This is a genomic window from Pseudomonas sp. PS01270, assembly GCF_029959775.1.
Taxonomy (GTDB): Bacteria; Pseudomonadota; Gammaproteobacteria; order Pseudomonadales; family Pseudomonadaceae; genus Aquipseudomonas; species Aquipseudomonas atacamensis.
Genome location: NZ_JASCPT010000010.1, coordinates 48,897 through 72,917, shown reverse-complemented (window position 1 = coordinate 72,917; position 24,021 = coordinate 48,897). Strand labels below are relative to the sequence as shown.

General features: G+C 59.7%; 24 protein-coding genes and 1 tRNA gene. 10 read left to right on the top strand and 15 right to left on the bottom strand.

Annotated features, from left to right (window positions below; translation table 11 throughout):
* Positions 1-38 precede the first annotated feature (38 nt).
* The 10 genes from QMX86_RS05955 to QMX86_RS05910 all read left to right on the top strand — a co-directional run bounded on the left by QMX86_RS05955 (position 39) and on the right by QMX86_RS05910 (position 12,010).
* Positions 39-1,049 carry an ornithine carbamoyltransferase gene (locus tag QMX86_RS05955; RefSeq protein ID WP_024014074.1) on the top strand — a complete coding sequence of 337 codons (1,011 nt, stop codon included), beginning with the start codon at positions 39-41 and terminating at the stop codon, positions 1,047-1,049.
* Between the two features lie 138 nt (positions 1,050-1,187).
* Positions 1,188-2,117 carry a carbamate kinase gene (gene arcC, locus QMX86_RS05950; protein ID WP_282385802.1) on the top strand — a complete coding sequence of 310 codons (930 nt, stop codon included), beginning with the start codon at positions 1,188-1,190 and terminating at the stop codon, positions 2,115-2,117.
* 62 nt (positions 2,118-2,179) lie between these two features.
* The gene (locus QMX86_RS05945) at positions 2,180-2,542 is read left to right on the top strand and encodes a DUF5064 family protein (RefSeq protein WP_041479784.1); all 363 of its coding nucleotides are present in this window, start codon (positions 2,180-2,182) and stop codon (positions 2,540-2,542) included.
* 246 nt (positions 2,543-2,788) lie between these two features.
* The gene (locus QMX86_RS05940) at positions 2,789-4,297 is read left to right on the top strand and encodes a sigma-54-dependent transcriptional regulator (RefSeq protein ID WP_071173358.1); all 1,509 of its coding nucleotides are present in this window, start codon (positions 2,789-2,791) and stop codon (positions 4,295-4,297) included.
* A 449-nt stretch (positions 4,298-4,746) separates the two neighbouring features.
* Positions 4,747-5,130 carry a glycine cleavage system protein GcvH gene (gcvH, locus tag QMX86_RS05935; protein ID WP_016773514.1) on the top strand — a complete coding sequence of 128 codons (384 nt, stop codon included), beginning with the start codon at positions 4,747-4,749 and terminating at the stop codon, positions 5,128-5,130.
* Between the two features lie 11 nt (positions 5,131-5,141).
* On the top strand, positions 5,142-7,994 hold the full coding sequence (gene gcvP / locus QMX86_RS05930) for an aminomethyl-transferring glycine dehydrogenase (protein WP_282385800.1): 2,853 nt from the start codon (positions 5,142-5,144) through the stop codon (positions 7,992-7,994).
* A 202-nt stretch (positions 7,995-8,196) separates the two neighbouring features.
* The gene (locus QMX86_RS05925) at positions 8,197-9,573 is read left to right on the top strand and encodes an L-serine ammonia-lyase (protein ID WP_282386149.1); all 1,377 of its coding nucleotides are present in this window, start codon (positions 8,197-8,199) and stop codon (positions 9,571-9,573) included.
* A 110-nt stretch (positions 9,574-9,683) separates the two neighbouring features.
* Positions 9,684-10,808, top strand: a complete 1,125-nt coding sequence (gene gcvT / locus QMX86_RS05920) for a glycine cleavage system aminomethyltransferase GcvT (protein WP_073471993.1) — start codon at positions 9,684-9,686, stop codon at positions 10,806-10,808.
* A 403-nt stretch (positions 10,809-11,211) separates the two neighbouring features.
* Positions 11,212-11,424, top strand: a complete 213-nt coding sequence (locus QMX86_RS05915; protein ID WP_003227496.1) for a cold-shock protein — start codon at positions 11,212-11,214, stop codon at positions 11,422-11,424.
* Between the two features lie 97 nt (positions 11,425-11,521).
* Positions 11,522-12,010: an RDD family protein gene (locus tag QMX86_RS05910; protein ID WP_024014082.1), complete on the top strand. Its 489-nt coding sequence runs from the start codon at positions 11,522-11,524 to the stop codon at positions 12,008-12,010.
* 178 nt (positions 12,011-12,188) lie between these two features.
* Here QMX86_RS05910 and nadA read toward each other — a convergent pair whose 3' ends face one another.
* The 15 genes from nadA to QMX86_RS05835 form a co-directional block, all read right to left on the bottom strand.
* Complete coding sequence (gene nadA / locus QMX86_RS05905; RefSeq protein ID WP_016773509.1) at positions 12,189-13,247, bottom strand: quinolinate synthase NadA; 1,059 nt, start codon at positions 13,245-13,247, stop codon at positions 12,189-12,191.
* Between the two features lie 272 nt (positions 13,248-13,519).
* Positions 13,520-13,595: transfer RNA gene (locus QMX86_RS05900), tRNA-Lys, on the bottom strand.
* A gap of 62 nt (positions 13,596-13,657) precedes the next feature.
* On the bottom strand, positions 13,658-14,350 hold the full coding sequence (gene queC, locus QMX86_RS05895) for a 7-cyano-7-deazaguanine synthase QueC (protein ID WP_071173362.1): 693 nt from the start codon (positions 14,348-14,350) through the stop codon (positions 13,658-13,660).
* 1 nt (position 14,351) lies between these two features.
* Positions 14,352-14,999: a 7-carboxy-7-deazaguanine synthase QueE gene (gene queE, locus QMX86_RS05890; protein ID WP_041479789.1), complete on the bottom strand. Its 648-nt coding sequence runs from the start codon at positions 14,997-14,999 to the stop codon at positions 14,352-14,354.
* A gap of 167 nt (positions 15,000-15,166) precedes the next feature.
* A complete protein-coding gene (ybgF, locus tag QMX86_RS05885; protein ID WP_282386148.1) occupies positions 15,167-16,006 on the bottom strand; it encodes a tol-pal system protein YbgF in 840 nt (279 codons plus the stop codon).
* 6 nt (positions 16,007-16,012) lie between these two features.
* Positions 16,013-16,510 (bottom strand): peptidoglycan-associated lipoprotein Pal, encoded by a 498-nt coding sequence (pal, locus tag QMX86_RS05880; protein ID WP_003178634.1) that lies wholly within the window; start codon positions 16,508-16,510, stop codon positions 16,013-16,015.
* Positions 16,511-16,562: 52 nt separating this feature from the next.
* Positions 16,563-17,843, bottom strand: a complete 1,281-nt coding sequence (tolB, locus tag QMX86_RS05875; RefSeq protein ID WP_163032924.1) for a Tol-Pal system beta propeller repeat protein TolB — start codon at positions 17,841-17,843, stop codon at positions 16,563-16,565.
* Positions 17,844-17,860: 17 nt separating this feature from the next.
* Entirely contained in the window at positions 17,861-18,937 is a 1,077-nt protein-coding gene (gene tolA, locus QMX86_RS05870; protein ID WP_016773505.1) for a cell envelope integrity protein TolA, read from the bottom strand.
* Complete coding sequence (gene tolR, locus QMX86_RS05865) at positions 18,937-19,389, bottom strand: protein TolR (RefSeq protein WP_160767866.1); 453 nt, start codon at positions 19,387-19,389, stop codon at positions 18,937-18,939. The genes tolA and tolR overlap by 1 nt, the downstream gene beginning before the upstream one ends.
* 23 nt (positions 19,390-19,412) lie before the next feature.
* Positions 19,413-20,108, bottom strand: a complete 696-nt coding sequence (tolQ, locus tag QMX86_RS05860; protein WP_008080223.1) for a protein TolQ — start codon at positions 20,106-20,108, stop codon at positions 19,413-19,415.
* A complete protein-coding gene (gene ybgC / locus QMX86_RS05855; protein ID WP_041479792.1) occupies positions 20,098-20,565 on the bottom strand; it encodes a tol-pal system-associated acyl-CoA thioesterase in 468 nt (155 codons plus the stop codon). The genes tolQ and ybgC overlap by 11 nt, the downstream gene beginning before the upstream one ends.
* 127 nt (positions 20,566-20,692) lie before the next feature.
* On the bottom strand, positions 20,693-21,754 hold the full coding sequence (gene ruvB / locus QMX86_RS05850; RefSeq protein WP_282386146.1) for a Holliday junction branch migration DNA helicase RuvB: 1,062 nt from the start codon (positions 21,752-21,754) through the stop codon (positions 20,693-20,695).
* Entirely contained in the window at positions 21,755-22,363 is a 609-nt protein-coding gene (gene ruvA, locus QMX86_RS05845) for a Holliday junction branch migration protein RuvA (protein ID WP_024014088.1), read from the bottom strand.
* Between the two features lie 114 nt (positions 22,364-22,477).
* The gene (ruvC, locus tag QMX86_RS05840) at positions 22,478-23,005 is read right to left on the bottom strand and encodes a crossover junction endodeoxyribonuclease RuvC (protein ID WP_016773501.1); all 528 of its coding nucleotides are present in this window, start codon (positions 23,003-23,005) and stop codon (positions 22,478-22,480) included.
* A gap of 157 nt (positions 23,006-23,162) precedes the next feature.
* A complete protein-coding gene (locus QMX86_RS05835) occupies positions 23,163-23,909 on the bottom strand; it encodes a YebC/PmpR family DNA-binding transcriptional regulator (RefSeq protein ID WP_024014089.1) in 747 nt (248 codons plus the stop codon).
* Positions 23,910-24,021 lie beyond the last annotated feature (112 nt).

Here is a 24,021-nt window from a genome sequence, read left to right as displayed (position 1 = left end):
GCGGCCAAGGGGATAACCGAAACCCAAGGAGATCCATCATGGCTTTTAACATTCACAACCGTAACCTGCTCAGCCTGGAACACCACACCCCACGTGAGCTGCGTTACCTGCTCGACCTGTCCCGCGATCTGAAACGCGCGAAATACACCGGCACCGAGCAACAACACCTGAAGGGCAACAACATCGCCCTGATTTTCGAGAAAACTTCGACCCGTACCCGTTGCGCCTTCGAAGTGGCGGCCTATGACCAAGGCGCCAACGTCACTTACATCGACCCGAACTCCTCGCAAATCGGCCACAAGGAAAGCATGAAGGACACCGCCCGCGTGCTCGGGCGCATGTACGACGCCATCGAGTACCGTGGCTTCAAACAGGAAATCGTCGAGGAGCTGGCCAAGTTCGCCGGCGTGCCGGTGTTCAACGGCCTGACCGATGAATATCACCCGACCCAGATGATCGCCGACGTGCTGACCATGCGTGAGCACGCCGACAAGCCGATCCATGAAATCAGCTACGCCTACCTGGGCGACGCGCGCAACAACATGGGCAACTCGCTGCTGCTGATCGGCGCCAAACTGGGCATGGACGTGCGCATCTGCGCGCCGAAAGCCCTGTGGCCGCTGGACGATCTGGTGGCGCGCTGCAAAAAATACGGCGAGGAAAGCGGCGCACGCATCACCCTCACCGAGGATCCGAAAGAAGCGGTCAAGGGCGTCGACTTCATTCACACCGATGTCTGGGTGTCGATGGGCGAACCGGTGGAAGCCTGGGCCGAGCGTATCCAGCAACTGCTGCCGTATCAGGTCAACGCCGACCTGATGAAGGCCACCGGCAACCCGCGTACTAAATTCATGCACTGCCTGCCGGCGTTCCACAACAGCGACACCAAGGTCGGCAAACAGATCGCCGAGCAGTATCCGCATCTGAAAAACGGCATCGAAGTGACCGATGACGTGTTCGAGTCGCCAGCCTGCATCGCCTTCGAGCAAGCGGAAAACCGCATGCACACGATCAAGGCGATTCTGGTTTCGACACTGGCTGATCTCTAACTGGTTGAAGATGATCGTTCCCACGCTCCCGCGTGGGAATGCATCCCGTGACGCTCTGCGTCACAGCGGACGAGGAGCGTCCGTGGCGGCATTCCCACGCAGAGCGTGGGAACGATCAATACGAAAAGGACATGCACCATGCGTATCGTCGTAGCCCTGGGCGGTAACGCCCTGCTCCGCCGTGGTGAGCCGATGACCGCTGACAACCAGCGCGCCAACATCCGCATCGCCACCGAGCAAATCGCCAAGATCCATCCCGGCAACCAGCTGGTCATCGCCCATGGCAATGGCCCGCAAGTCGGTCTGCTGTCGCTGCAAGCGGCGGCCTACACCTCTGTCACTCCCTACCCGCTGGACGTGCTCGGTGCCGAAACCGAAGGCATGATCGGCTACATCATCGAACAGGAACTGGGCAATCTGCTCGACTTCGAAGTGCCGTTCGCCACCCTGCTGACCCAGGTCGAAGTCGACGCCAACGACCCCGCTTTCAAGAAGCCGAGCAAGCCGATCGGCCCGGTCTACGAGAAAGCCGAAGCGGAAAAACTCGCCGCCGAGAAAGGCTGGGCGATTGCTGCCGATGGCGACAAATTCCGCCGCGTCGTCGCCAGCCCACGGCCGAAGCGCATCTTCGAAATCCGTCCGATCAAGTGGCTGCTGGACAAGGGCAGCATCGTCATTTGCGCTGGTGGCGGCGGCATTCCGACCATGTATGACGAAAGCCGTAACCTCAAGGGTATCGAGGCGGTGATCGACAAGGATCTGTGTTCGTCGTTGCTTGCCGAGCAACTGGAAGCCGACCTGCTGGTGATCGCCACCGACGTCAACGCGGCTTTTATCGACTATGGCAAACCCACCCAGAAAGCCATCGCCGAAGCCCACCCTGACGAACTCGAACGCCTTGGTTTCGCCGCCGGCTCGATGGGGCCGAAGGTGCAGGCAGCCTGCGAATTCGCGCGCCATACTGGCAAGGTCGCGGTGATCGGTTCGCTGGCCGATATCGAAGCCATCGTCCAGGGCACCGCCGGTACGCGGGTCAGCACGGCGAAGCCTGGGATCAGCTACCGATAACAATAAACGCCGGGGCAGGCTCAAGACCTGCTCCGCTTCCATGCCTTGAAAGGAGTAGCTCAATGGCCCAGTTCGAACCCGGTCATCTGCACATCGAGCGGCACGCGTTGACCGACGATGACGTCAATTACAACGTGCATCTGGACTATGAAGTGTTCACCGACCCGCAGAAAGGCAAGGGGATTCAGTTCACCCTGCACGGCAGCATGCAGGGCAAGGACATGAAGGAGGCGTTTTTCCTGCCCAAGGAAGAGGCCTACAACTTCGCCCGCGACGTGACCCGGATCGCCGAGAAGTACGGCATACCCAAGACCCACAGCCAGATCGGCTCGGTGCACAAGCATTACGATCTGATGTTTGAAGACATTCGGCAGAAGTTGAATATGCAGTCGGGGGATCCGGTGAACCTCGAGCATTTCGAATAAAAATCAAAAGCCCCTCACCCTAGCCCTCTCCCGGAGGGAGAGGGAACCGATTGGGGGATGCTGCAGCATTGCGTCGACCTGATCCTGCATCACTGAATCCATAATCGCCCGGTACTTTCAGGTCGATGCATAACCCCAGACACCTCGGTCGGCTCCCTCTCCCTCCGGGAGAGGGCTGGGGTGAGGGGGCTTTTGATTTAAGGCATACTTGCCCCCCTCCGCTCTGCAGATCACTGAACCGCCCCCATGCGTATCCACGTCAGCTTCATCGACCGCGTCGGCATCACCCAGGAAGTCCTGGCTATCCTCGGTGGGCGCAATCTCAATCTGGATGCGGTGGAGATGATCCCGCCGAACGTCTACATCGACGCGCCGACCCTCAGCCCGCAAGTGCTCGAAGAACTGAAAGATGCGCTGTTTCGCGTGCTCGGCGTGGAAGCGGTGACCGTAGTCGATATCCTCCCCGGCCAGCGCCGGCACTTGCAGCTCGATGCCCTGCTCGCAGCGATGACCGACCCAGTGCTAGCCCTCGACAGCGCCGGCAAGGTGCTGCTGGCCAACCCGGCGCTGATTGCCCTGTACGGTCGCGAACCGGCCGGCGAAAGCGTCTCGGCGCTGTTCAACGATCCCGGTCTGCTCGACACCCTGCTGGAAAACGGCTTTCGCCTGCCGCTGCGCGAAATCACTGTCAATGGCCAGACCCTGCTGCTCGATGCCACGCCGATCACCGACGCCGGCGCCCTGCTGACCCTGTATCAACCGAACCGCATCGGCGAACAACTCTCAGCACTGCACCACGATCACGCCGAAGGCTTCGACGCCCTGCTCGGCGAGTCTCCGGCGATCCGCACACTCAAGGCCCGTGCGCAACGGGTCGCCGCCCTTGATGCACCGCTATTGATTCAGGGCGAAACCGGTACCGGCAAAGAATTGGTGGCCCGCGCCTGTCACGCGATCAGTGCGCGGCACAGTGCTCCTTTTCTGGCGTTGAACTGCGCAGCGCTGCCGGAAAACCTCGCCGAAAGCGAACTGTTCGGCTACGCCCCCGGCGCCTTCACCGGCGCGGCGCGTGGCGGTAAGCCGGGGCTGATGGAACTGGCCAACCAGGGCACGGTGTTTCTCGATGAAATCGGCGAGATGTCGCCGTACTTGCAGGCCAAACTCCTGCGTTTTCTCAACGACGGCAGCTTCCGCCGCGTCGGTGGTGATCGGGAAGTAAAGGTCGACGTGCGCATCCTCAGCGCGACCCACCGCGATCTGGAAAAAATGGTCAGCGAAGGGCTGTTCCGCGAAGACCTGTTCTATCGCCTCAACGTGCTCAACGTCGAAGTGCCGCCGCTGCGTGAACGCGGTCAGGACATCCTGCTGCTGGCGCGTTATTTCATGCAGCAGGCCTGTGCGCAGATCCAGCGCCCGGTCTGCCGCCTGGCGCCCGGCACTTATCCGGCGCTGCTCGGCAATCGCTGGCCGGGCAACGTGCGGCAACTGCAGAACGTGATTTTCCGCGCGGCAGCGATTTGCGAGAGCAGCCTGGTCGATATCGGCGACCTCGACATCGCCGGCACTTCGGTGGCGCGCCAGGCCGATACCGATGTCGACAGCCTCGAGCAAGCGGTCGAAGCATTCGAGAGAGAGCTGCTGGAAAAGCTCTACGTCAGCTACCCCTCGACCCGACAACTGGCGAGCCGCTTGCAAACCTCGCACACCGCTATCGCCCATCGCCTGCGCAAATACGGCATTCCCAATAAACCCTGACTCACCGCGCATCCCTTTTGCAGGAAATTCCCCATGTGGGAGCGAGCCTGCTCGCGAAAGCGGTCTATCAGCAAAATGGCTGGCGCCTGACACACTGTCTTCGCGAGCAGGCTCGCTCCAACAGGATTTATGGCGGATTCGAAATCCGTTCAAAAACGACCCCCACCTGTACCGAAAGCGCTACAGCGGAACGATATCGCTACACCCGCCTGCGACCAGCGCTGCGCAACGCTTTGATCCGATTAAGCTTTTCTCCTCGCCCAAAGCTGTAGCGATTTCGCTACAGGCGCAATTGTCGACACCCACCTGAAAAATACAAGCCATTGATTTATATAGGTAAATTAATCTTGGCCGCATTCTTGCTACCTGACTCTCCATCTATAAAGGGCTTCCCCGCCCCAAGCTTTCCACCGCGTCCACCAGACGAGTCTGGCCCCTGAGGAGTTTCCATGAGCGAGTTGCGTTTTACTGAAGATCACGAATGGCTGCGCACCGAAGCCGACGGCAGTGTCACTGTCGGCATCACCGCTTTCGCGCAGAACGCCCTGGGCGACGTGGTGTTCGTGCAACTGCCTGAGCTGCAGGCTTACGAAAAAGGCGCCGAAGCCGCCACCGTGGAATCGGTGAAAGCCGCCAGCGGCGTGTACATGCCGCTCGATGGCGACGTGCTGGAAGTCAACCCGGCGCTGGAGAACGCTCCTGAGCTGGTCAACGAAGATCCGCTGGGCGAAGGCTGGTTCTTCCGCTTCCAGCCAAGCGACGCCGCCGCTGTCGGCAAACTGCTCGATCAGGACGCTTACGACCGTCTGATCAAAGCCCAAGCCGAAGCCTGAGGAATTACCCCATGACCGCCATCAATCTCGGCACCGCCAACGAATTCATCGCCCGTCACATCGGCCCGCGCGCCGGTGACGAGCAAGCCATGCTCAACAGCCTCGGCTTCGACTCGCTCGAAGCCCTGAGCGCCAGCGTCATCCCGGAAAGCATCAAGGGCACCAGCGTGCTCGGCATGGACGACGGCCTCAGCGAGGCCGACGCCCTGGCGATGATCAAATCCATCGCTGGCAAAAACCAACTGTTCAAAACCTACATCGGCCAGGGCTACTACAACTGCCATACGCCGTCGCCGATCCTGCGCAACCTGCTGGAAAACCCGGCCTGGTACACCGCTTACACCCCGTACCAGCCAGAAATTTCCCAGGGCCGTCTCGAAGCGCTGCTGAACTTCCAGACCATGATCAGCGACCTCACCGGCCTGCCGATCGCCAACGCCTCCCTGCTCGACGAAGCCACCGCCGCTGCCGAAGCCATGACCTTCTGCAAACGCCTGAGCAAGAACAAAGGCAGCCACCAGTTCTTCGCCTCGATCCACAGCCATCCGCAGACCCTCGACGTGCTGCGCACCCGTGCCGAGCCGCTCGGTATTGACGTGGTCGTGGGCGATGAGCGCGAACTGACTGACGTCACGCCGTTCTTTGGCGCGCTGCTGCAATATCCGGCGAGCAACGGTGATGTGTTCGACTACCGCGAGCTGACCGAGCGCTTCCACGCCGCCAACGCTCTGGTGGCCGTGGCCGCCGACCTGCTGGCCCTGCCCCTGCTCACCGCACCGGGAGAATTCGGTGCCGACGTCGCCATCGGTTCGGCGCAACGCTTCGGCGTGCCGCTGGGCTTCGGTGGCCCGCACGCCGCTTACTTCTCCACCAAAGATGCGTTCAAGCGCGACATGCCGGGCCGTCTGGTCGGTGTCTCGGTTGACCGTTTCGGCAAGCCAGCGCTGCGTCTGGCGATGCAGACCCGCGAGCAACACATCCGCCGCGAGAAGGCCACGTCGAACATCTGCACCGCTCAAGTGCTGCTGGCCAACATCGCCAGCATGTACGCCGTTTACCACGGCCCGAAAGGCCTGACCCAGATCGCCAACCGTGTGCATCACCTGACCGCGATTCTGGCCAAGGGCCTGACCGCGCTGGGCGCTCAAGTCGAGCAGGCAAACTTCTTCGACACCCTGACCGTTGCCACCGGCGCGCACACCGCCGCGCTGCACGACAAGGCGCACGCTCAGCAGATCAACCTGCGTGTGATCGACGCTGAACGTCTGGGCCTGTCGGTCGACGAAACCACCACTCAGGCTGATATCGAAACCCTGTGGGGCCTGTTCGCCGACGGCAAGACCCTGCCGGACTTCGCTGCGCTGGCCGCCTCGGTGCAGAGCACCATTCCTGCTGAGCTGGTGCGCCAGTCGCCGATCCTCAGCCACCCGGTGTTCAACCGTTATCACTCGGAAACCGAGCTGATGCGCTACCTGCGCAAACTGGCGGACAAGGACCTGGCACTGGATCGCACCATGATCCCGCTGGGCTCGTGCACCATGAAACTCAACGCCGCCAGCGAAATGATCCCGGTGACCTGGGCCGAATTCGGTGCACTGCACCCGTTCGCCCCGGCCGCGCAAAGCGCCGGTTACCAGCAACTGACCGATGAACTGGAAGCGATGCTCTGTGCCGCCACCGGTTACGACTCGATCTCGCTGCAACCGAACGCTGGTTCGCAAGGCGAATACGCAGGTCTCCTGGCAATCCGCGCCTATCACCAGAGCCGTGGCGATGAGCGCCGCGACATCTGCCTGATCCCGTCGTCGGCCCACGGCACCAACCCGGCTACCGCGCAAATGGCCGGTATGCGCGTGGTCGTCACCGCGTGCGATGCCCGTGGCAACGTCGACATCGAAGACCTGCGCGCCAAGGCCATCGAGCACCGCGAACACCTCGCCGCACTGATGATCACTTACCCGTCGACCCACGGCGTGTTCGAAGAAGGCATTCGCGAAATCTGCGCGATCATTCACGACAACGGCGGCCAGGTGTACATCGACGGCGCCAACATGAACGCCATGGTCGGCCTCTGCGCACCGGGCAAGTTCGGCGGCGACGTTTCGCACCTGAACCTGCACAAAACCTTCTGCATCCCGCACGGCGGTGGCGGCCCGGGCGTTGGCCCGATCGGCGTCAAATCGCACCTGACCCCGTTCCTGCCGGGCCACGGCCAGATGGAACGCAAGGAAGGCGCGGTCTGCGCGGCACCGTTCGGCAGCGCAAGCATTCTGCCGATCACCTGGATGTACATCCGCATGATGGGCGGCGCTGGTCTCAAACGCGCTTCGCAACTGGCGATCCTCAATGCCAACTACATTTCCCGTCGCCTCGAAGAGCATTACCCAGTGCTGTACACCGGCAGCAACGGCCTGGTGGCGCACGAGTGCATCCTCGATCTGCGTCCATTGAAAGACAGCAGCGGCATCAGCGTCGATGACGTCGCCAAACGCCTGATCGACTTCGGTTTCCACGCGCCGACCATGTCGTTCCCGGTCGCTGGCACGCTGATGATCGAGCCGACCGAAAGCGAATCCAAGGAAGAACTGGACCGCTTCTGTGACGCGATGATCCGCATCCGAGAAGAAATCCGCGCAGTGGAAAACGGCACCCTGGACAAGGAAGACAACCCACTGAAAAACGCCCCGCACACCGCAGCGGAACTGGTTGGCGAATGGATCCACCCATACAGCCGCGAGCAAGCGGTGTACCCGGTCGCATCGCTGATCGAAGGCAAATACTGGCCGCCGGTCGGCCGGGTCGACAACGTCTTCGGCGATCGCAACCTGGTCTGCGCCTGCCCGTCGATCGAAAGCTACGCTTAAAGGAATGAGGGGGCGGGTTCGCCCGCCCCTTTCTCGACAACACCACAAAATCCTGTGGGAGCGAGCTTGCTCGCGAAAGCGGTAGGTCAGCCAACCTCGATGTGACTGACACTGCGCCTTCGCGAGCAAGCTCGCTCCCACAGGGAATGTGCTAAGCCCGAAAATCAGCCAATCCCTATAACAAGAAACCGGAGAACCACTCATGTCGTTAAGCGTGTTCGACCTGTTCAAGATTGGCATCGGTCCCTCCAGTTCCCACACCGTCGGCCCGATGCGCGCCGCTGCGCGCTTTGCCGAGGGCTTGCGCCGGGAAAACCTGCTGACCAGCACCGCCAGCGTCCGTGTCGAGCTGTACGGTTCGCTCGGTGCTACCGGCAAAGGTCACGGCAGCGATAAAGCCGTGCTGCTCGGCCTCGAAGGCGAACACCCGGACACGGTCGACACCGAAACCGTCGCCGCGCGCCTGCAGGAAATTCGCGGCAATGGCCGGCTGAATCTGCTTGCTGAACACAGCATTGCGTTCAACGAGAAAGAACATCTGGCGATGATCCGCAAGCCGCTGGCCTATCACCCCAACGGCATGATCTTTCGCGCCTTCGATGCGGCGGGGATTCAGATCCGCAGTCGCGAGTACTACTCGGTTGGCGGTGGTTTTGTTGTCGATGAAGATGCCGCCGGTGCCGATCGCATCGTCGAAGATGCAACGCCACTGACCTTCCCTTTCAAAAGCGCCAAGGACTTGCTCGGTCATTGCGCTACGTACGGGCTGTCGATCAGCCAGGTGATGCTGACCAATGAAAGCGCCTGGCGCCCGGAAGCCGAAACCCGTGCCGGCCTGCTGAAAATCTGGCAGGTGATGCAGGACTGCGTCGCTGCTGGCTGTCGTAACGAAGGTATCTTGCCGGGCGGTTTGAAGGTCAAACGCCGGGCGGCGGCGCTGCATCGGCAATTGTGCAAGAACCCGGAATCGGCCCTGCGCGATCCGCTGTCGGTGCTCGACTGGGTCAATCTTTATGCACTGGCGGTCAACGAAGAAAACGCCAATGGCGGACGCGTGGTCACTGCGCCCACCAATGGCGCGGCGGGGATCATTCCGGCGGTGCTGCATTACTACATGCGTTTTATCCCCGGGGCGAATGACGACGGTGTCGTGCGTTTTCTGCTGAACGCTGCCGCAATCGGCATTCTTTACAAGGAAAACGCTTCGATCTCCGGCGCCGAAGTCGGTTGTCAGGGTGAAGTCGGTGTGGCCTGTTCAATGGCAGCCGGCGCTTTGTGCGAAGTGCTCGGCGGCAGCGTGCAACAAGTCGAGAACGCCGCGGAAATCGGCATGGAACACAACCTCGGTTTGACCTGCGACCCGATCGGCGGCCTAGTACAAGTCCCGTGCATCGAGCGCAACGCTATGGGCTCGGTGAAAGCCATCAATGCCGTGCGCATGGCCATGCGTGGCGACGGCCAGCATTTCGTCTCCCTCGACAAAGTGATCCGCACCATGCGCCAGACCGGCGCCGACATGAAAAGCAAATACAAGGAAACCGCTCGCGGCGGCCTGGCGGTCAACATTATCGAATGCTGATTACGAACTCAGCCAAACGTAACTAGCTCCCTCTCCCTCCGGGAGAGGGCTGGGGTGAGGGGCTCTTGATCTTGCCTCTCACCCGCAACCCAAATTCAAAGGAGCCACGCATGTCCACCGAACAACTCTCGAAAACCCCGCTGCACGCACTGCACCTCGAACTCGGCGCACGCATGGTGCCGTTCGCCGGCTACGACATGCCCGTGCAATACCCGCTCGGCGTGATGAAAGAACACCAGCACACCCGTGAGCAAGCCGGGTTGTTCGACGTCTCGCACATGGGCCAGATTCGTCTGACCGGCGCCAATGCGGCCAAAGCCCTGGAAACCCTGGTGCCGGTGGACATCGTCGACCTGCCGGTTGGCATGCAGCGTTATGCGATGTTCACCAACGAAAGCGGTGGCATTCTCGACGACCTGATGGTCGCCAATCTGGGCAATGACGAGCTGTTCTTGGTGGTCAACGCCGCGTGCAAGGATCAGGATCTCGCGCATCTGCAAAAACACATCGGCGATCAGTGCACCATTACGGCGCTGTTCGAAGAGCGCGCCCTGCTCGCCCTGCAAGGTCCGGCAGCCGTCACAGTGCTGGCGCGTCTTGCGCCGGACGTGGCGAAGATGACGTTCATGCAGTTCAACCGTGTGTCGTTGCTCGGCGTGGACTGCTTTGTCAGCCGTTCGGGCTACACCGGTGAAGACGGTTTCGAAATCTCGGTACCGGCCGCTGAAGCGGAGAAACTAGCCCGCGCCCTGCTCGCCGAGCCAGAGGTTCAGGCCATCGGCCTTGGCGCCCGCGACTCGCTGCGTCTGGAAGCCGGCCTGTGCCTGTACGGCCACGACATGAACACCGAGACCACACCGATCGAAGCCAGCCTGCTCTGGGCGATCTCCAAGCCACGCCGCGCCGATGGCGCACGGGCCGGGGGTTTCCCGGGCGCGGAGCAGATATTCGCGCAGCAACAAAATGGCGTGGCACGCAAACGCGTCGGCCTGCTGCCACAGGAGCGTACCCCGGTGCGTGAAGGCGCAGAGATCGTCAACGAGGCCGGCGAGATCATCGGCAGCGTCTGCAGTGGCGGCTTCGGCCCGACCTTGGGCGGGCCATTGGCGATGGGATACCTTGACACCGCTTACGTCGCGCTCGATACACCTGTGTGGGCCATCGTCCGTGGGAAAAAGGTGCAAATGCTTGTAAGCAAAATGCCATTTGTTCCACAACGCTACTATCGCGGTTGATCGACTGTTTCTATAAGTAACGCGATTGCGTTATGCGTGCACTAATGTGTAACGCAATCGCCATAAAACAGTGCGTTTTTTAACATCTGTTTCGAATATGAACGTTGCTTATAACGTTTGCTGAAAATAGAACCAGACAATCGTCCAAGACTGAACTAGTTTGCTGACGAACTGCCATGAAGAGCAGTAAAACCGGGGCCTTCCCAGGGCTTGTTTTTTCTCCCGTAGTTGGCGTAGAGTTTGTCCACTGTGTTTGCATGGGTCAGCTTGGAATCGTGACCTGGGCAGTAGCCTACAAGTTAGCTACATCCCGCTCGACGTCTTCTTACTCCTTGCAACCAGCTCCAGTACTCTTTCATGTGAAAGGGGCTGTCATCAATTTATGCGTCAAAGGAAATAAGAAATGTCCACACGTCAGAGCGGTACCGTCAAGTGGTTTAACGACGAGAAAGGTTTTGGTTTTATCACTCCAGAAAGCGGTCCGGATCTGTTCGTACATTTCCGCGCCATTCAGGGCAACGGCTTCAAGAGCCTGAAAGAAGGCCAGAAAGTGACTTTCGTTGCTGTGCAAGGCCAGAAAGGCATGCAGGCTGACGAAGTACAAGCAGAAGCCTGATCTTCTGATACGAAAAAGCCCCTGATATTGATATCAGGGGCTTTTTTGTGCGCGCTAATCCGTAAAATGGCGCTTCCATTCACGCCTTGAGGCTGCCATGTCGAAACACCTGCTCACGCCGCAAGGGGACTTTCCTCCCGTTGCTCTCGGTCGTCGTCTGGCGGCGATGTTCTACGACTTCCTGCTGTGCACCGCCCTGCTGATCGTCACCGGATTCATCTACAAGTTGATCCAGGCGGCGATCATTGGCGAAGAACGGCTGCGGGTGATGACCGACGCCGGCCAGCTCGATGGTGACCCGCTGTATTCCACGGTGCTGCTGTTGGTATTGTTCGGCTTCTTCGCCAAGTTCTGGACCCATGGCGGGCAGACACTGGGCATGCAGGTATGGGGGATCCGCGTGCAGAACGCCAACGGCACGGCCATCAGCCTGTGGCAGGCGCTGTTGCGCTTTATGGTGTCGATCGCGTCGTGGTTGTGTGTCGGGCTGGGGTTCTTCTGGTCGCTGTTCGACAAGCAGAAACGCACTTGGCATGACATCTATTCGGATACCCGTGTGGTGCGAATCCCTAAGAAGAGCAAATAATTTCCATACTCAAGAGTCGGCCTGTGGTGAGGGGATTTATCCCCGTTGGGTGGCGAAGCCGCCCCAAAATCAACCACCGCGGTGTATCAGACACACCGCGTGCGCTGCTTAACGACTGCTACGCAGCCGAACGGGATAAATCTCCTCACCACAGGGCTCAATCCTACAAGGGATTCTCTCAGGCGTTACCGGCCAATTTCATCCGCGCTGCCTGGGTGAAGTCGAGCATGCGCTTCAACGGGCGAATCGCCTGGGGAATCAGCGCCGGATCGACAAAGATCTCGTTGGTGCCTTCCTTCAAGCTCTTGAGCGTGCGCTCAAGGGTATTCATGGCCATCCACGGGCAATGTGCGCAACTGCGGCACGCCGCGCCGTTACCGGCGGTAGGCGCTTCGATGAAGACCTTGTCCGGGCACAGCTGCTGCATCTTGTAGAAGATGCCACGGTCGGTGGCGACGATCAGGGTCTTGTTTGGCAGGCTTTGCGCGGCGGCGATCAACTGACTGGTAGAACCGACGGCGTCCGCCAGTTCGATCACCGAAGTCGGCGACTCGGGATGCACCAGAATCGCTGCGTCCGGGTACAGCGCTTTCATGTCTTCGAGCTGCTTGGACTTGAACTCTTCGTGAACGATGCAGGCACCATCCCAAAGCAGCATGTCGGCGCCGGTCTTGCGCTGAATGTAAGTGCCCAGGTGCTTGTCCGGGCCCCAGATGATCGTCTCGCCGTTGTCCATCAGGCTTTCGACGATTTCCAGTGCGCAGCTCGAAGTCACCACCCAGTCAGCCCGAGCCTTCACGGCGGCGGAAGTGTTGGCATACACCACCACAGTACGTTCCGGGTGCTGATCGCAGAACGCCGAAAACTCGTCGACCGGGCAGCCCAGGTCCAGCGAGCAGGTCGCCTCCAGGGTCGGCATCAGCACGCGTTTTTCCGGATTGAGAATTTTTGCCGTCTCGCCCATGAACTTGACGCCGGCGACCACCACGGTCTTGGCCGGATGGGCATTGCCGAAGCGGGCCATTTCCAGGGAGTCGGAAACACAGCCGCCGGTTTCTTCGGCCAGGGCCTGAATCACCGGATCGCAATAGAAGTGGGCCACGAGCACCGCGTCCTGAGCCTTGAGCTCGGCGGCGATGGCGGAACGGTAGTAAGCCTCCTCTTCTGCCGTCAGCGGTTTCGGCTGTTTGGCGTCGAGGTGGGCTTGAACCAGAAGGCGTTCGGAAATCTGCGTCATGTTCGCAAGACCTGCAGGCGCATTCGCGCGAAAGTCGAGTATACACCCGGCTCCGGACCACTAGAGGGTACCGCCGGGAGAGTGAGTATCATCAGGCACGGGACAGCGTTGAAGCTGCGCAAGGCTACAGAATATCCCGTTGATACAAAAGATGAATCTGACCTATGTCAGATCGGGCCGCAATGAAAGATTGAAGGCCAGAATTGCAGGCAAAAAAAAACCCGGAAATCCTCACTTTCGTGGGCCTTCCGGATTTTCTAAACCGCCAAATATGGTGGGTCGTGTGGGATTCGAACCTACGACCAATTGGTTAAAAGCCAACTGCTCTACCAACTGAGCTAACGACCCGCTGTGTGGTGGCGCGTATAATACTGATTTTTAAGGACTATTCAACACCTTTTTTGAAAAAATCAAAAATAAGGGGTTGGATCGTCCACACCAGCTGCCGCGAAGCCTTCTGCACGCAGGCGGCAGCTGTCGCATTTGCCGCAAGCGCGGCCGTCATCGTCGGCCTGATAGCAGGAAACCGTCAGACCGTAATCAACGCCAAGCTTCACGCCGGCCTGAACGATCTGTGCTTTGCTCAGGTTCTGCAGCGGCGCCTGGATGCGGAAGCCATTGCCTTCTACGCCAGCCTTGGTCGCCAGATTGGCCATGCGCTCGAACGACTCGATGAACTCGGGACGGCAGTCCGGGTAGCCGGAATAATCCACTGCATTGACGCCGATGAAGATGTCGCGGGCGCCGAGCACTTCGGCCCAACCCAATGCCAACGACAGGAAAACCGTGTTGCGCGCCGGCACGTAAGTCACCGGAATGCCTTCGCCCAGCTCTTCCGGAATGTCGATGCTGGTGTCGGTCAGCGCCGAGCCGCCCATGCCATTGAGGTTCAGTCCGATGACCTTGTGCTCGACCACACCCAGGTCGCGAGCAACGCGGGCGGCGGCGTGCAATTCGGCATGCGAGCGCTGGCCGTAATCGAAGCTCATGGTGTAGCAGGCGTAGCCTTCGGCGCGTGCCATCGCCACGACGGTGGCCGAGTCGAGGCCGCCCGAAAGCAGGATAACGGCACGTTTTTCGGTAGTGTTCAGTTGTTCAATCATCTCAGCGCCCCGGCTCATCATTCCATAGATATTTATGCAACTGCAGTTGCAGCCGCACTGGCAGGTTGTCTGCCACCACCCAATCCGCCAGATCCCTGGCATTGAGGTCATGATGACTTGGGGAGAAAAGCACTTCACCCGCACGTCGATCAAGCCCGTACTGGATCAGCTTCGATACCGCCCAGTCATAGTCTTCCCGCGAGCAGATGACAAACTTCACCTGATCGTTGCGGGTCAGCAGTTCGATGTTCTCGTAACGGTTGCGATGGGCTTCTTTCGAGCCCGGCGTTTTCAGATCGACGACGCGACTGACACGCGGATCGACAGCGGATACGTCGAGGGCGCCGCTGGTTTCCAGCGAGACCTCGTAACCGGCATCACACAACCGCTCAAGCAAAGGAATGGCGTTCGGCTGAGCCAACGGCTCACCGCCGGTGACACAAACGTAGCGCGGACGATATCCGGCCACTTGCTCAAGGATGTCGTCGAGGGTGCGGACGGTGCCGCCGCTGAACGCGTAAGCGCTATCGCAGTACTGGCAACGCAACGGGCAACCGGTCAGGCGCACGAAAACCGTGGGCAGCCCGGCAGTCCGAGTTTCCCCCTGCAACGAGTAGAAAACTTCGGTGATTCTCAATGTGTCTTGCATAGTCGCCACGGGCGTAACAGCTAAACAGGCTGTCCGCCTCCGTTAGGCACTTCAGGCAATCCCGCCAACGCGTAGACCACAAGAAGCGTGTTTCAGAAAAAGGGCGTGAATTCTAACGAAAAAACCCGCGACAAGCGCGGGTTTCTTCAAAACACGGATGAACAGGCTTACATGCGCTGTAAATCACGCTGGGCCAGCTGCGCGGCGGAAGTGCCCGGATATTGGGACACCACCTGCTGCAGAATGCCTTTGACCTTGTCGGTGTGACCGAGGCGGCGCTCTACGTCAGCCAGCTTGTACAGCGAGTCCGGCACTTTGTTGTGCTTGGGATACAGCTGCGAAACCTTGGCAAAGGCCTGACCTGCACCTTGCAGATCACCCTTGGCCAGGTTCACTTCGCCCAACCAGTACTGGGCGTTGCCCGCGTACTGGCTGTTGGGGTATTTGCGCAGGAAAGCGGCGAAGGCCTGGCTGGCCTTGTCGAAATCCTTGGCTTTGATCAGGTCGAAAGCGGCATCGTAATACAGCTTTTCCTTGGCCGGATCAGCCGGTTCGCTACCCGCGGCAGGGGCCTGGGCTGCCGCAGCAGTACCCGCGCCTGCGGCAGCACCGGCAGCAGCACTTGCATCGCCACCGGCAGAAGAATTCTCGGGAGTCGCGGCTGGTGCAACGCCGGATCCTATGCGCCGATCAAGATCCTGGTATCGCTCCAGGGATTCCTGCTTCATGCGCGAAACCTGATTCTGCAGTTCTTCGATCACGCCCTGTTGGCGCGAGATCTGATCCTGCATCTGTTGCAATTGGTTGAACAGCATGCCTTGTGCCGAGGCAGGGGCCGAAGCCGCTCCCCCGGCATAGGCGCCGTTCGTACCGTAACCCGCAGGCGGATAACTGCTCCCGCTATTGTTATAACCGGAGTTGTCATCGACCACAGGAACCGCAGCCCACGCCGCAAGCGGCGCGAGGCTGAGAGCCAGAATAGTTACAGCACGACGGCACGTTCGCATATCGAATTACTTACGCAGTTCGACGCGACGGTTCTGGGCCCAGGACTGCTCGTCGTTGCCGGTAGCAACTGGACGCTCTTCGCCGTAGGAAACCAGTTCCAGCTGAGCTGGGGAAACACCTTGCAGTACCAGGTAGCGCTGAACGGCTTTCGCACGACGCTCGCCCAGTGCCATGTTGTACTCACGAGTACCACGTTCGTCGGTGTTGCCTTCCAGAACAACGCGAGCGCCGTTTGCTTTCAGGTCTTTGGCGTGAACGTCCAGAGCGCGCATGGCTTCTGGCTTCAGGTCCGAGCTGTCGTATTCGAAGTAGAAGGTGGTGATTGCGCGCAGAGCAGCTTCTTCGCTCAGGGAACCGTCAACGGCACCAGTGTTTGCGCCGTAACCAGCGTTTGGATCAACAGCGCCTTCACCGGCGTTGTCGCCGCCTTTGGACGAGCAACCTACAGCTACAGCCATGGCCAGAGCCAGCGCAGCAAATTTACCAAACTTCAGCATTTCCATCGTGAAACTCCTAATGAACCCCAGTGTGTTAAGTAAAACGTGTAGCGCCCGCTCACTTCAGGTAAGGGGACCAGGACGGTTCTCTGACTTCGCCTTGAGCGGTAGGAAGCGGGAGCCTCACGCGTCCATTAATGGACACGAGCATCAAGACTCCCCGGCCCTGTTGGCGGGTGGCGTAGATTACCATGGTGCCGTTGGGCGCAACAGTAGGTGACTCGTCCAGAGTGCTATCAGTGAGGATCTTTACACTACCCCGCTGCAGATCCTGAGCTGCCACCTTGAAATTGGTGAAGCCATCCTGACGATGAATCATCACCAAAGTCTTTTCATCAGCCGAAAGTTTCGGGTTGGCGTTGTAGTTGCCCACGAACGTCACACGCTCGGCACCACCGCCACCGACGCTGGTTTTATAGATTTGCGGCTTGCCGCCACGGTCCGAGGTGAAATAGATGGTCGAGCCATCCTTGCCCCAGAACGGTTCGGTATTGATGCCCTGGCCGTTGGTTACGCGGCTGATCTGACGCGAACCGAGGTTCATTACGTAGATGTCCGGGTTACCGTCTTTCGACAGCACGAACGCCAGGCGATTGCCGTCCGGCGACCAGGCTGGCGCGCCGTTGAGGCCTTCGAAGTTGGTGATCTGCTCACGGCGACCGGTGTCGATGTTCTGCATGAAGATGCGCGGACGCTTCTGCTCGAACGACACGTAGGCAATACGCTTGCCATCCGGTGCGAAACGCGGCGACAGGATCGGCTCGCGCGATTGCAGCAGAGTCACTGCGCGGGCACCGTCATAGTCGGAGCGTTGCAGGGTGTAACGGGTGTTCTTCTCGGAGAAACGCTCGGCTGTTACGTACAGCAGACGCGTCGAGAAAGCACCATCAATACCGGTCAGCTTCTGGAACGACTGATCGGAGATGAAGTGCGCCATGTCACGGATCTGGTCGGTCGTACCGGAAACACTGCCGTCCGCCACTTTCTGCTCGGTGGCGACGTTGAACAGTGCCCACTGCACCTGCAGGCGACCGCCCGCTGGAGCGATGCTGCCGACCATCATGTACTGAGCACCCACCGCCTTCCAGTCACGGAAGATGATTTCGCTCGGCTGGCTTGGCTGGCTGATCATGTTGGCTTTCGGAATCGGCGAGTAATAGCCCGAGTTGCGCAAGTCGTTGCCAATGATTTCAGCCATGTCATCCGGCAGCACGGCGCCGCCCTGCATGCCGAACGGTACGACGGCGATCGGAGTGGCCCGATCGCTGCCGCTGGTGACCAGAATGTTCTTTTCATCTGCCGCCGCGATCCCTGCCATGCAGCAGATCACGACCAGCATTCCTCGAAGAAGGTTTCTCACAAGGCTAGATCCTCAGGTGTGAATGTCATCTTGAATGAACGATACGGAGCGAAATCGCTCGGCTTCATTCCCTGCATTTCTGTCAAACGTCCAATATTCTTCACTGCCGCGACTGCCGAAGCATCGAACGGACCGTCACCACTGGACTTGGCCACGCTGACCGAAGTCACCGTGCCGTCCGGCAACATGCCGATTTGCAGCACGACCGTCATGCCTTTGCGCGCCGAAGGAGGACGAGCCCAGCCTTCTGCTGCGCGAGCGCGAATCAGGTCATCGAAACTGCCGGCAACCTCGTCACCCTGCTCATCGGCCAGGGCCTGCTGACGCTGCGGCGTGTCGGAAAGCAGATCTGCCAGGGCCTGGGCCTTTTTGTCTTCGGCAGATTTGCGTGCCGCTTCCTGCGCTTTCTTCTTCGCAGCATCGGCAGCAGCTTTCTTCTTCGCGTCTTCGGCGACTTTCTTCTTCGCCTCTTCAGCTTCAGCTTTCTTCTTGGCGTCTTCGGCGGCTTTCTTCTTCGCGTCTTCGACGATCTTCTTCTTGGCTTCTTCGGCAGCGGCTTTCTTCGCCTCTTCCTCAGCAGCCTTCTTCGCTTCGTCTTCGGCCTTCTTCTTGGCTATATCAGCCAATTGTTTCTCTTCGGCCTTTTTCGCTTCGGCTTTCTTCGCGTCGTCGGCTTTCTTGGCTTCATCAGCCTTTTTCGCCTCGTCGGCTTTTTTCGCCTCGTCGGCCTTCTTGGCTTCCTCGGCCTTTTGAGCCGCTTCCTCTTTCTTTTGTTCCGCCGCCTTCACCGCTTCCTGCTCGATCTTTTTCTGTTCCATCTGTTCGACTTCGGTCTGGCGCGCGGCGGATTTCTTCGCCTCACCCGCAATCTTCTGATTGGTCTGGGTGGTCGCCTGACTTTTCGATTTCAGCTGGTACAGAGTCGCCTGGACGATCGGCTTGGCCGGCGGCAGTTCGGGCGTGAAGGCAAAACTGACGAACAGCATGCCGAACACCAGCACGTGCAGGACAATTGCCAGAACACTAGGCCAGAAATAGCTTTCCGAGGCGGACGGCTCTCGCTGTTGCTGCATCAGGGGGCCTCGGTAATCAGACCAACGTTACCGACCCCGGCTTTCTGCAACCCGCCCATGGCGCCCATGACGGCGCCGTAGTCGACAGTCTTGTCACCACGAATGAACACCTGGGTGCGTTTGCCGCCCTCGGTGCCGGCGCGAATGATCTTGGTCACCGCGTCAGTCATCTGTGGCAGGGTCATGGCCCTGTCCTGTTGCTTCTCGGTGTCGACTTCGCTGCCAAGGTTCCAGTAGTAGGTCTTGTCAGCCTTGATCGAAATGGTCAGGACCTGGGTGTTGTTGTCCTGCGGCAAGGCTTCGCTGGAAACCTTGGGCAGATCAACTTTCACGCCCTGATTGAGCATCGGCGCGGTCACCATGAAGATGACCAGCAGCACCAACATCACGTCGATGTAGGGCACCACGTTCATCTCGGCGACCGGCTTGCGCTTTTTGCGAGCTCGAGCGATTAAAGCCATCGGGAAATACCTGCTTATTCTTCGCTGGTGTGCACTTTGCGGTGCAGGATCGCCTGGAATTCATCGGCGAAGGTGTAGTAGCGGCCCAGCAAGGTTTCGCTGCGCGCAGCAAAACGGTTGTAAGCGATGACCGCCGGGATCGCAGCGAACAGGCCGATCGCGGTGGCGATCAGGGCTTCGGCGATACCCGGAGCAACGGTGGCGAGGGTCGCTTGCTGAGCGCTGGCCAGACCGCGGAAGGAGTTCATGATCCCCCACACGGTACCGAACAGACCGATGTACGGGCTGACCGAACCAACAGTGGCGAGGAACGGCAGGCTCTGCTCGAGCTTCTCTTCTTCGCGCGAGATGGCCACGCGCATCGCACGAGCGACACCTTCCATCACGGCTTCAGGATCGACACCTGGCTGCTGACGCAGACGGGAGAATTCCTTGAAGCCGGCACGGAAGATCTGCTCCACGCCCGAATCCGGATCAGGGTTGCTGCCAGCCTGACGGTACAGTTTGGACAGGTCGATACCCGACCAGAAGCGCTCTTCGAAGCTCTCCAGGGCGCGTCGACCGGCGCGCAGCAAGTTGCTGCGCTGAAAGATCATGATCCATGAGGTCACCGATGCGGCCACCAGGGTCAACATTACCAACTGCACCACGATGCTGGCATTGCTGACCAGGCTCCACATGGAGGAATGGTCGACGACGTTAGCTTCCACGCTTTATCTCCTGCTTTGAGTGTGTACCCGGGCCGACCGCGTCGGCGAAGGCCGCACGCAGGTCTTCGGGAAGGGCCCGGGGTTTCAAACTGTCGGTGCGCACGCAGGCCACCAAAAACTGCCCTTCGCAGAGCAGTACATTATCCGTGGCCCGCCTGACCTGCTGCTTGAAGCGCAGGCTGGCACGGTTCAATTCGATTACATCAGCGCTTACCAGCAGTTCGTCATCCAGTCGCGCCGGCGCGTGATAGCGCGCTTCGCTGGAATGCACGACGAACAACAGGTCCTCTCCGGCAAGCACAGATTGGGCAAAGCCCAGTTCCCGTAGCCGCTCGGTTCGAGCCCGTTCCATAAACTTGAGGTAATTAACGTAATACACGATGCCGCCCGCATCGGTGTCCTCGTAATAAACGCGACAACGATGTGCGAACGGCTCAAGCCCGTTTTGCGCGCGCATACTCTAGTGCTTACTCCTCAGGTTGCCAATCCGGCCAGACAACTGTTTTTCGTGGTTTCAAAGCTTTAACGCAAAAGTACCGTCGTCTGACAGTACAAACCCTGAATAAATCACCAACAAATGTGTATCAATCGTCGACGGCGTCGAGAAACTCGTCTGCCATGGGCATCTCGCCCATGCGTGACGGAACATTCAAACCGAAATGCAAATAGGCATGCCGAGTCACTACCCTGCCCCGAGGCGTGCGCATGATATAGCCCTGCTGGATCAGATACGGTTCGAGCACGTCTTCAATGGTATGGCGTTCTTCACTGATCGCCGCCGCCAGACTGTCGATACCGACCGGGCCGCCGTCGAACTTCTCGATCATGGTCAGCAGCAGGCGTCGATCCTGATGATCGAAACCGTGTTCATCGACGTCCAGCAGGTTCAGCGCCAGATCCGCCACCGCTTTGGTGATGTGGCCCTTGGCGCGGACTTCGGCAAAGTCGCGCACCCGACGCAGCAGACGGTTGGCAATTCGCGGCGTGCCACGGGCGCGACGGGCGATCTCGAACGAACCTTCCGGGTCCAGCGGCAGACCGAGAATCGCCGCCGAACGACTGACGATCGTTGCCAGATCCGCCGTGCTGTAGAACTCCAGGCGCTGGACGATACCGAAGCGATCTCGCAACGGATTGGTCAGCATGCCGGCGCGGGTGGTGGCGCCGACCAGAGTGAACGGCGGCAGATCGAGTTTGATCGAACGCGCCGCCGGCCCCTCGCCAATCATGATGTCGAGCTGAAAATCTTCCATCGCCGGATACAGCACTTCTTCAACGATCGGCGACAGACGATGGATTTCGTCGATGAACAACACGTCGTGCGGCTCAAGATTGGTCAGCAACGCGGCCAGATCACCCGGGCGTTCCAGCACTGGCCCGGAGGTGCTCTTGATCGACACACCCATTTCCTGGGCAATGATGTTGGCCAGCGTAGTCTTGCCCAGCCCCGGTGGGCCGAAGATCAGGGTGTGATCGAGGGATTCACTGCGGCCACGGGCAGCCTGGATGAACAGCTCCATCTGCTCGCGCACGGTCGGCTGGCCAATGTAGTCGGCCAGACTGACCGGGCGGATGGCCCGATCCTGGACTTCTTCGCGCTCGCGCGGGCTGTGCGCGGCGGCGATCAGACGATCAGCTTCAATCACTTAAATCATTCCCTTCAGAGCGCGGCGGATCAGGTCTTCGCTGCTCAGGTTCTTGTCTTTGATCGCGGAAATCGCCTTGCTCGCTTCCTGCGGCTTGTAGCCCAACGAGATCAACGCGCTGACCGCATCGGTCTCGGCGCTGTTGACCGGCGCCGGGCCGTCCGGCTGATTCGGCACCAGCGCGAACATCGCCGGCGAGGTTTCCCAGGCCTTGAAGCGATCTTTCAATTCCACCAGCAGACGCTCGGCGGTCTTCTTGCCAACCCCCGGGACCTTGGTCAACGCCGAAGTATCCTGAGACTGCACGCAGCGCACCAGCTCATCGACTTCCAGGCTCGACATCAACGCCAGCGCCAGTTTCGGTCCGACCCCGTTGAGACGGATCAGCTCGCGAAAGAAGTCTCGCTCACGCTTGCCGGCAAAACCATAGAGCAATTGCGCATCTTCGCGTACGACCAAATGGGTGTGCAGGGTCAGTGGTTCACCGACCGACGGCAACCGATAAAGCGTGGTCATCGGCACTTCCACCTCATAGCCGAGGCCATTGACATCGAGAATCAGGTGCGGCGGCTGTTTCTCAGCCAGGGTGCCGCGCAAGCGTCCAATCACGTTTTGAATCCTTGAGCGCTGGCCAGCCGTGGGCTGGCGACGATTGAAGGTGGCTTGCGCGCCGGCAACACAGGCACCGCAAAGCCACTTTCAGGAAAATTGATGCTGATGCTATCAGAGACGCAGGCGCCCGCCACGACTGCGTGCGGTTCCCAGCCCGTGCGGTAGCAGGCTTGAGCGCGTGTGCGCATGGCAAATGGCGATCGCGAGGGCGTCGGAGGCGTCGATCTGCGGCTTGCTGGTCAACTTGAGCATGTGCATGACCATCATCTGCACCTGCTCCTTATTGGCCGCACCGGTGCCGACGACGGCCTGTTTGACTTGCGTGGCGGTGTACTCGGCGATTTCCAGACACTCTTCGGCGCCGGCGACAATCGCAGCGCCCCGTGCCTGTCCGAGCTTCAGCGCCGAGTCGGCGTTTTTCGCCATGAACACCTTTTCGATGCCCATGGTCACCGGGCCGTAGGTCTTGATGATTTCGCGCACGCCGCGATAGACGATTTGCAGACGCTCATGCAGCTCGCCGGAGCCGGTGCGAATGCAGCCCGAGGCCACATAGATGCAACCGCCCCGCCCGGTATCGCGAACGATCCCGTAACCGGTGATGCGCGAACCGGGGTCGATACCAAGAATTAGAGTCATAAAGCCTGCAGAAAATGATGCGAAAGCTGAGGGTACATGTAGGAGCTGCCGAAGGCTGCGATCTTTGTGTTTTTAAAAGATCAAAAGATCGCAGCCTTCGGCAGCTCCTACAGAGGAAGTGTAGAGCCAGCAAAAAACTGCAACCTTTCTATTTACATCAACCAAGCTGAGCGGCGACGTCTTCCGGGATATCCGCGTTGGAATAGACGTTCTGCACGTCATCCAGGTCCTCAAGCATGTCGATCAGCTTGAGCACCTTCTCCGCCCCTTCCAGATCCAGCTCGGCGCTGGTGGTCGGCTGCATGACGATTTCCGCATCATCGCCCTTGAACCCGGCCGCTTCCAGCGCGTTGCGCACCGCATAGAAACCGGTGAACGAGGTAAACACGTCGATCGAACCGTCTTCGTGGGTGACCACGTCATCGGCATCGGCTTCCAGCGCCGCTTCGGTCAGTGCGTCTTCATCGACACCCGGGGCGAAACTGATCTGGCCCTTGCGCTCGAACAGATAGGCCACCGAACCGTCGGTGCCGAGGTTGCCGCCACACTTGCTGAACGCATGACGCACGGCTGCGGCGGTACGGTTGCGGTTGTCGGTCATGCACTCGACCATCACCGCCACGCCGCCCGGACCGTAACCTTCGTAGGTCAGTTCTTCAACGTTGTCCGCTTCAGTAGCACCGGCACCGCGCGCGACGGCACGGTCGATGATGTCGCGGCTCATGTTCGCGCTCAACGCCTTGTCCAGAGCCAGACGCAGACGCGGGTTGGAACCCGGATCACCGCCACCCTGACGGGCCGCAACGGTCAGTTCACGGATCCACTTGGTGAAGATCTTGCCCCTCTTGGCATCCTGACGTTCTTTGCGGTGCTTGATGTTTGCCCACTTGGAATGACCTGCCATAACTTGCTCCGAATGCTCTTTGAAACCTTGCCCGCCCCGCCAAGGCAGCGGCCGGCAATTGAAAAATTCGACCTGAGAAAGAAAAAAGGCGCATCCGAAGATACGCCTTCAG

Bases quoted from the DNA above. Each gene is read 5' to 3' on its own strand.
- QMX86_RS05955 (WP_024014074.1), top strand. From the start codon at position 39: ATGGCTTTTAACATTCACAACCGTAACCTGCTCAGCCTGGAACACCAC.
- arcC (WP_282385802.1), top strand. From the start codon at position 1,188: ATGCGTATCGTCGTAGCCCTGGGCGGTAACGCCCTGCTCCGCCGTGGT.
- QMX86_RS05945 (WP_041479784.1), top strand. From the start codon at position 2,180: ATGGCCCAGTTCGAACCCGGTCATCTGCACATCGAGCGGCACGCGTTG.
- QMX86_RS05940 (WP_071173358.1), top strand. From the start codon at position 2,789: ATGCGTATCCACGTCAGCTTCATCGACCGCGTCGGCATCACCCAGGAA.
- gcvH (WP_016773514.1), top strand. From the start codon at position 4,747: ATGAGCGAGTTGCGTTTTACTGAAGATCACGAATGGCTGCGCACCGAA.
- gcvP (WP_282385800.1), top strand. From the start codon at position 5,142: ATGACCGCCATCAATCTCGGCACCGCCAACGAATTCATCGCCCGTCAC.
- QMX86_RS05925 (WP_282386149.1), top strand. From the start codon at position 8,197: ATGTCGTTAAGCGTGTTCGACCTGTTCAAGATTGGCATCGGTCCCTCC.
- gcvT (WP_073471993.1), top strand. From the start codon at position 9,684: ATGTCCACCGAACAACTCTCGAAAACCCCGCTGCACGCACTGCACCTC.
- QMX86_RS05915 (WP_003227496.1), top strand. From the start codon at position 11,212: ATGTCCACACGTCAGAGCGGTACCGTCAAGTGGTTTAACGACGAGAAA.
- QMX86_RS05910 (WP_024014082.1), top strand. From the start codon at position 11,522: ATGTCGAAACACCTGCTCACGCCGCAAGGGGACTTTCCTCCCGTTGCT.
- nadA (WP_016773509.1), bottom strand. From the start codon at position 13,247: ATGACGCAGATTTCCGAACGCCTTCTGGTTCAAGCCCACCTCGACGCC.
- queC (WP_071173362.1), bottom strand. From the start codon at position 14,350: ATGATTGAACAACTGAACACTACCGAAAAACGTGCCGTTATCCTGCTT.
- queE (WP_041479789.1), bottom strand. From the start codon at position 14,999: ATGCAAGACACATTGAGAATCACCGAAGTTTTCTACTCGTTGCAGGGG.
- ybgF (WP_282386148.1), bottom strand. From the start codon at position 16,006: ATGCGAACGTGCCGTCGTGCTGTAACTATTCTGGCTCTCAGCCTCGCG.
- pal (WP_003178634.1), bottom strand. From the start codon at position 16,510: ATGGAAATGCTGAAGTTTGGTAAATTTGCTGCGCTGGCTCTGGCCATG.
- tolB (WP_163032924.1), bottom strand. From the start codon at position 17,843: ATGCTGGTCGTGATCTGCTGCATGGCAGGGATCGCGGCGGCAGATGAA.
- tolA (WP_016773505.1), bottom strand. From the start codon at position 18,937: ATGCAGCAACAGCGAGAGCCGTCCGCCTCGGAAAGCTATTTCTGGCCT.
- ybgC (WP_041479792.1), bottom strand. From the start codon at position 20,565: ATGCGCGCGCAAAACGGGCTTGAGCCGTTCGCACATCGTTGTCGCGTT.
- ruvC (WP_016773501.1), bottom strand. From the start codon at position 23,005: ATGACTCTAATTCTTGGTATCGACCCCGGTTCGCGCATCACCGGTTAC.
- QMX86_RS05835 (WP_024014089.1), bottom strand. From the start codon at position 23,909: ATGGCAGGTCATTCCAAGTGGGCAAACATCAAGCACCGCAAAGAACGT.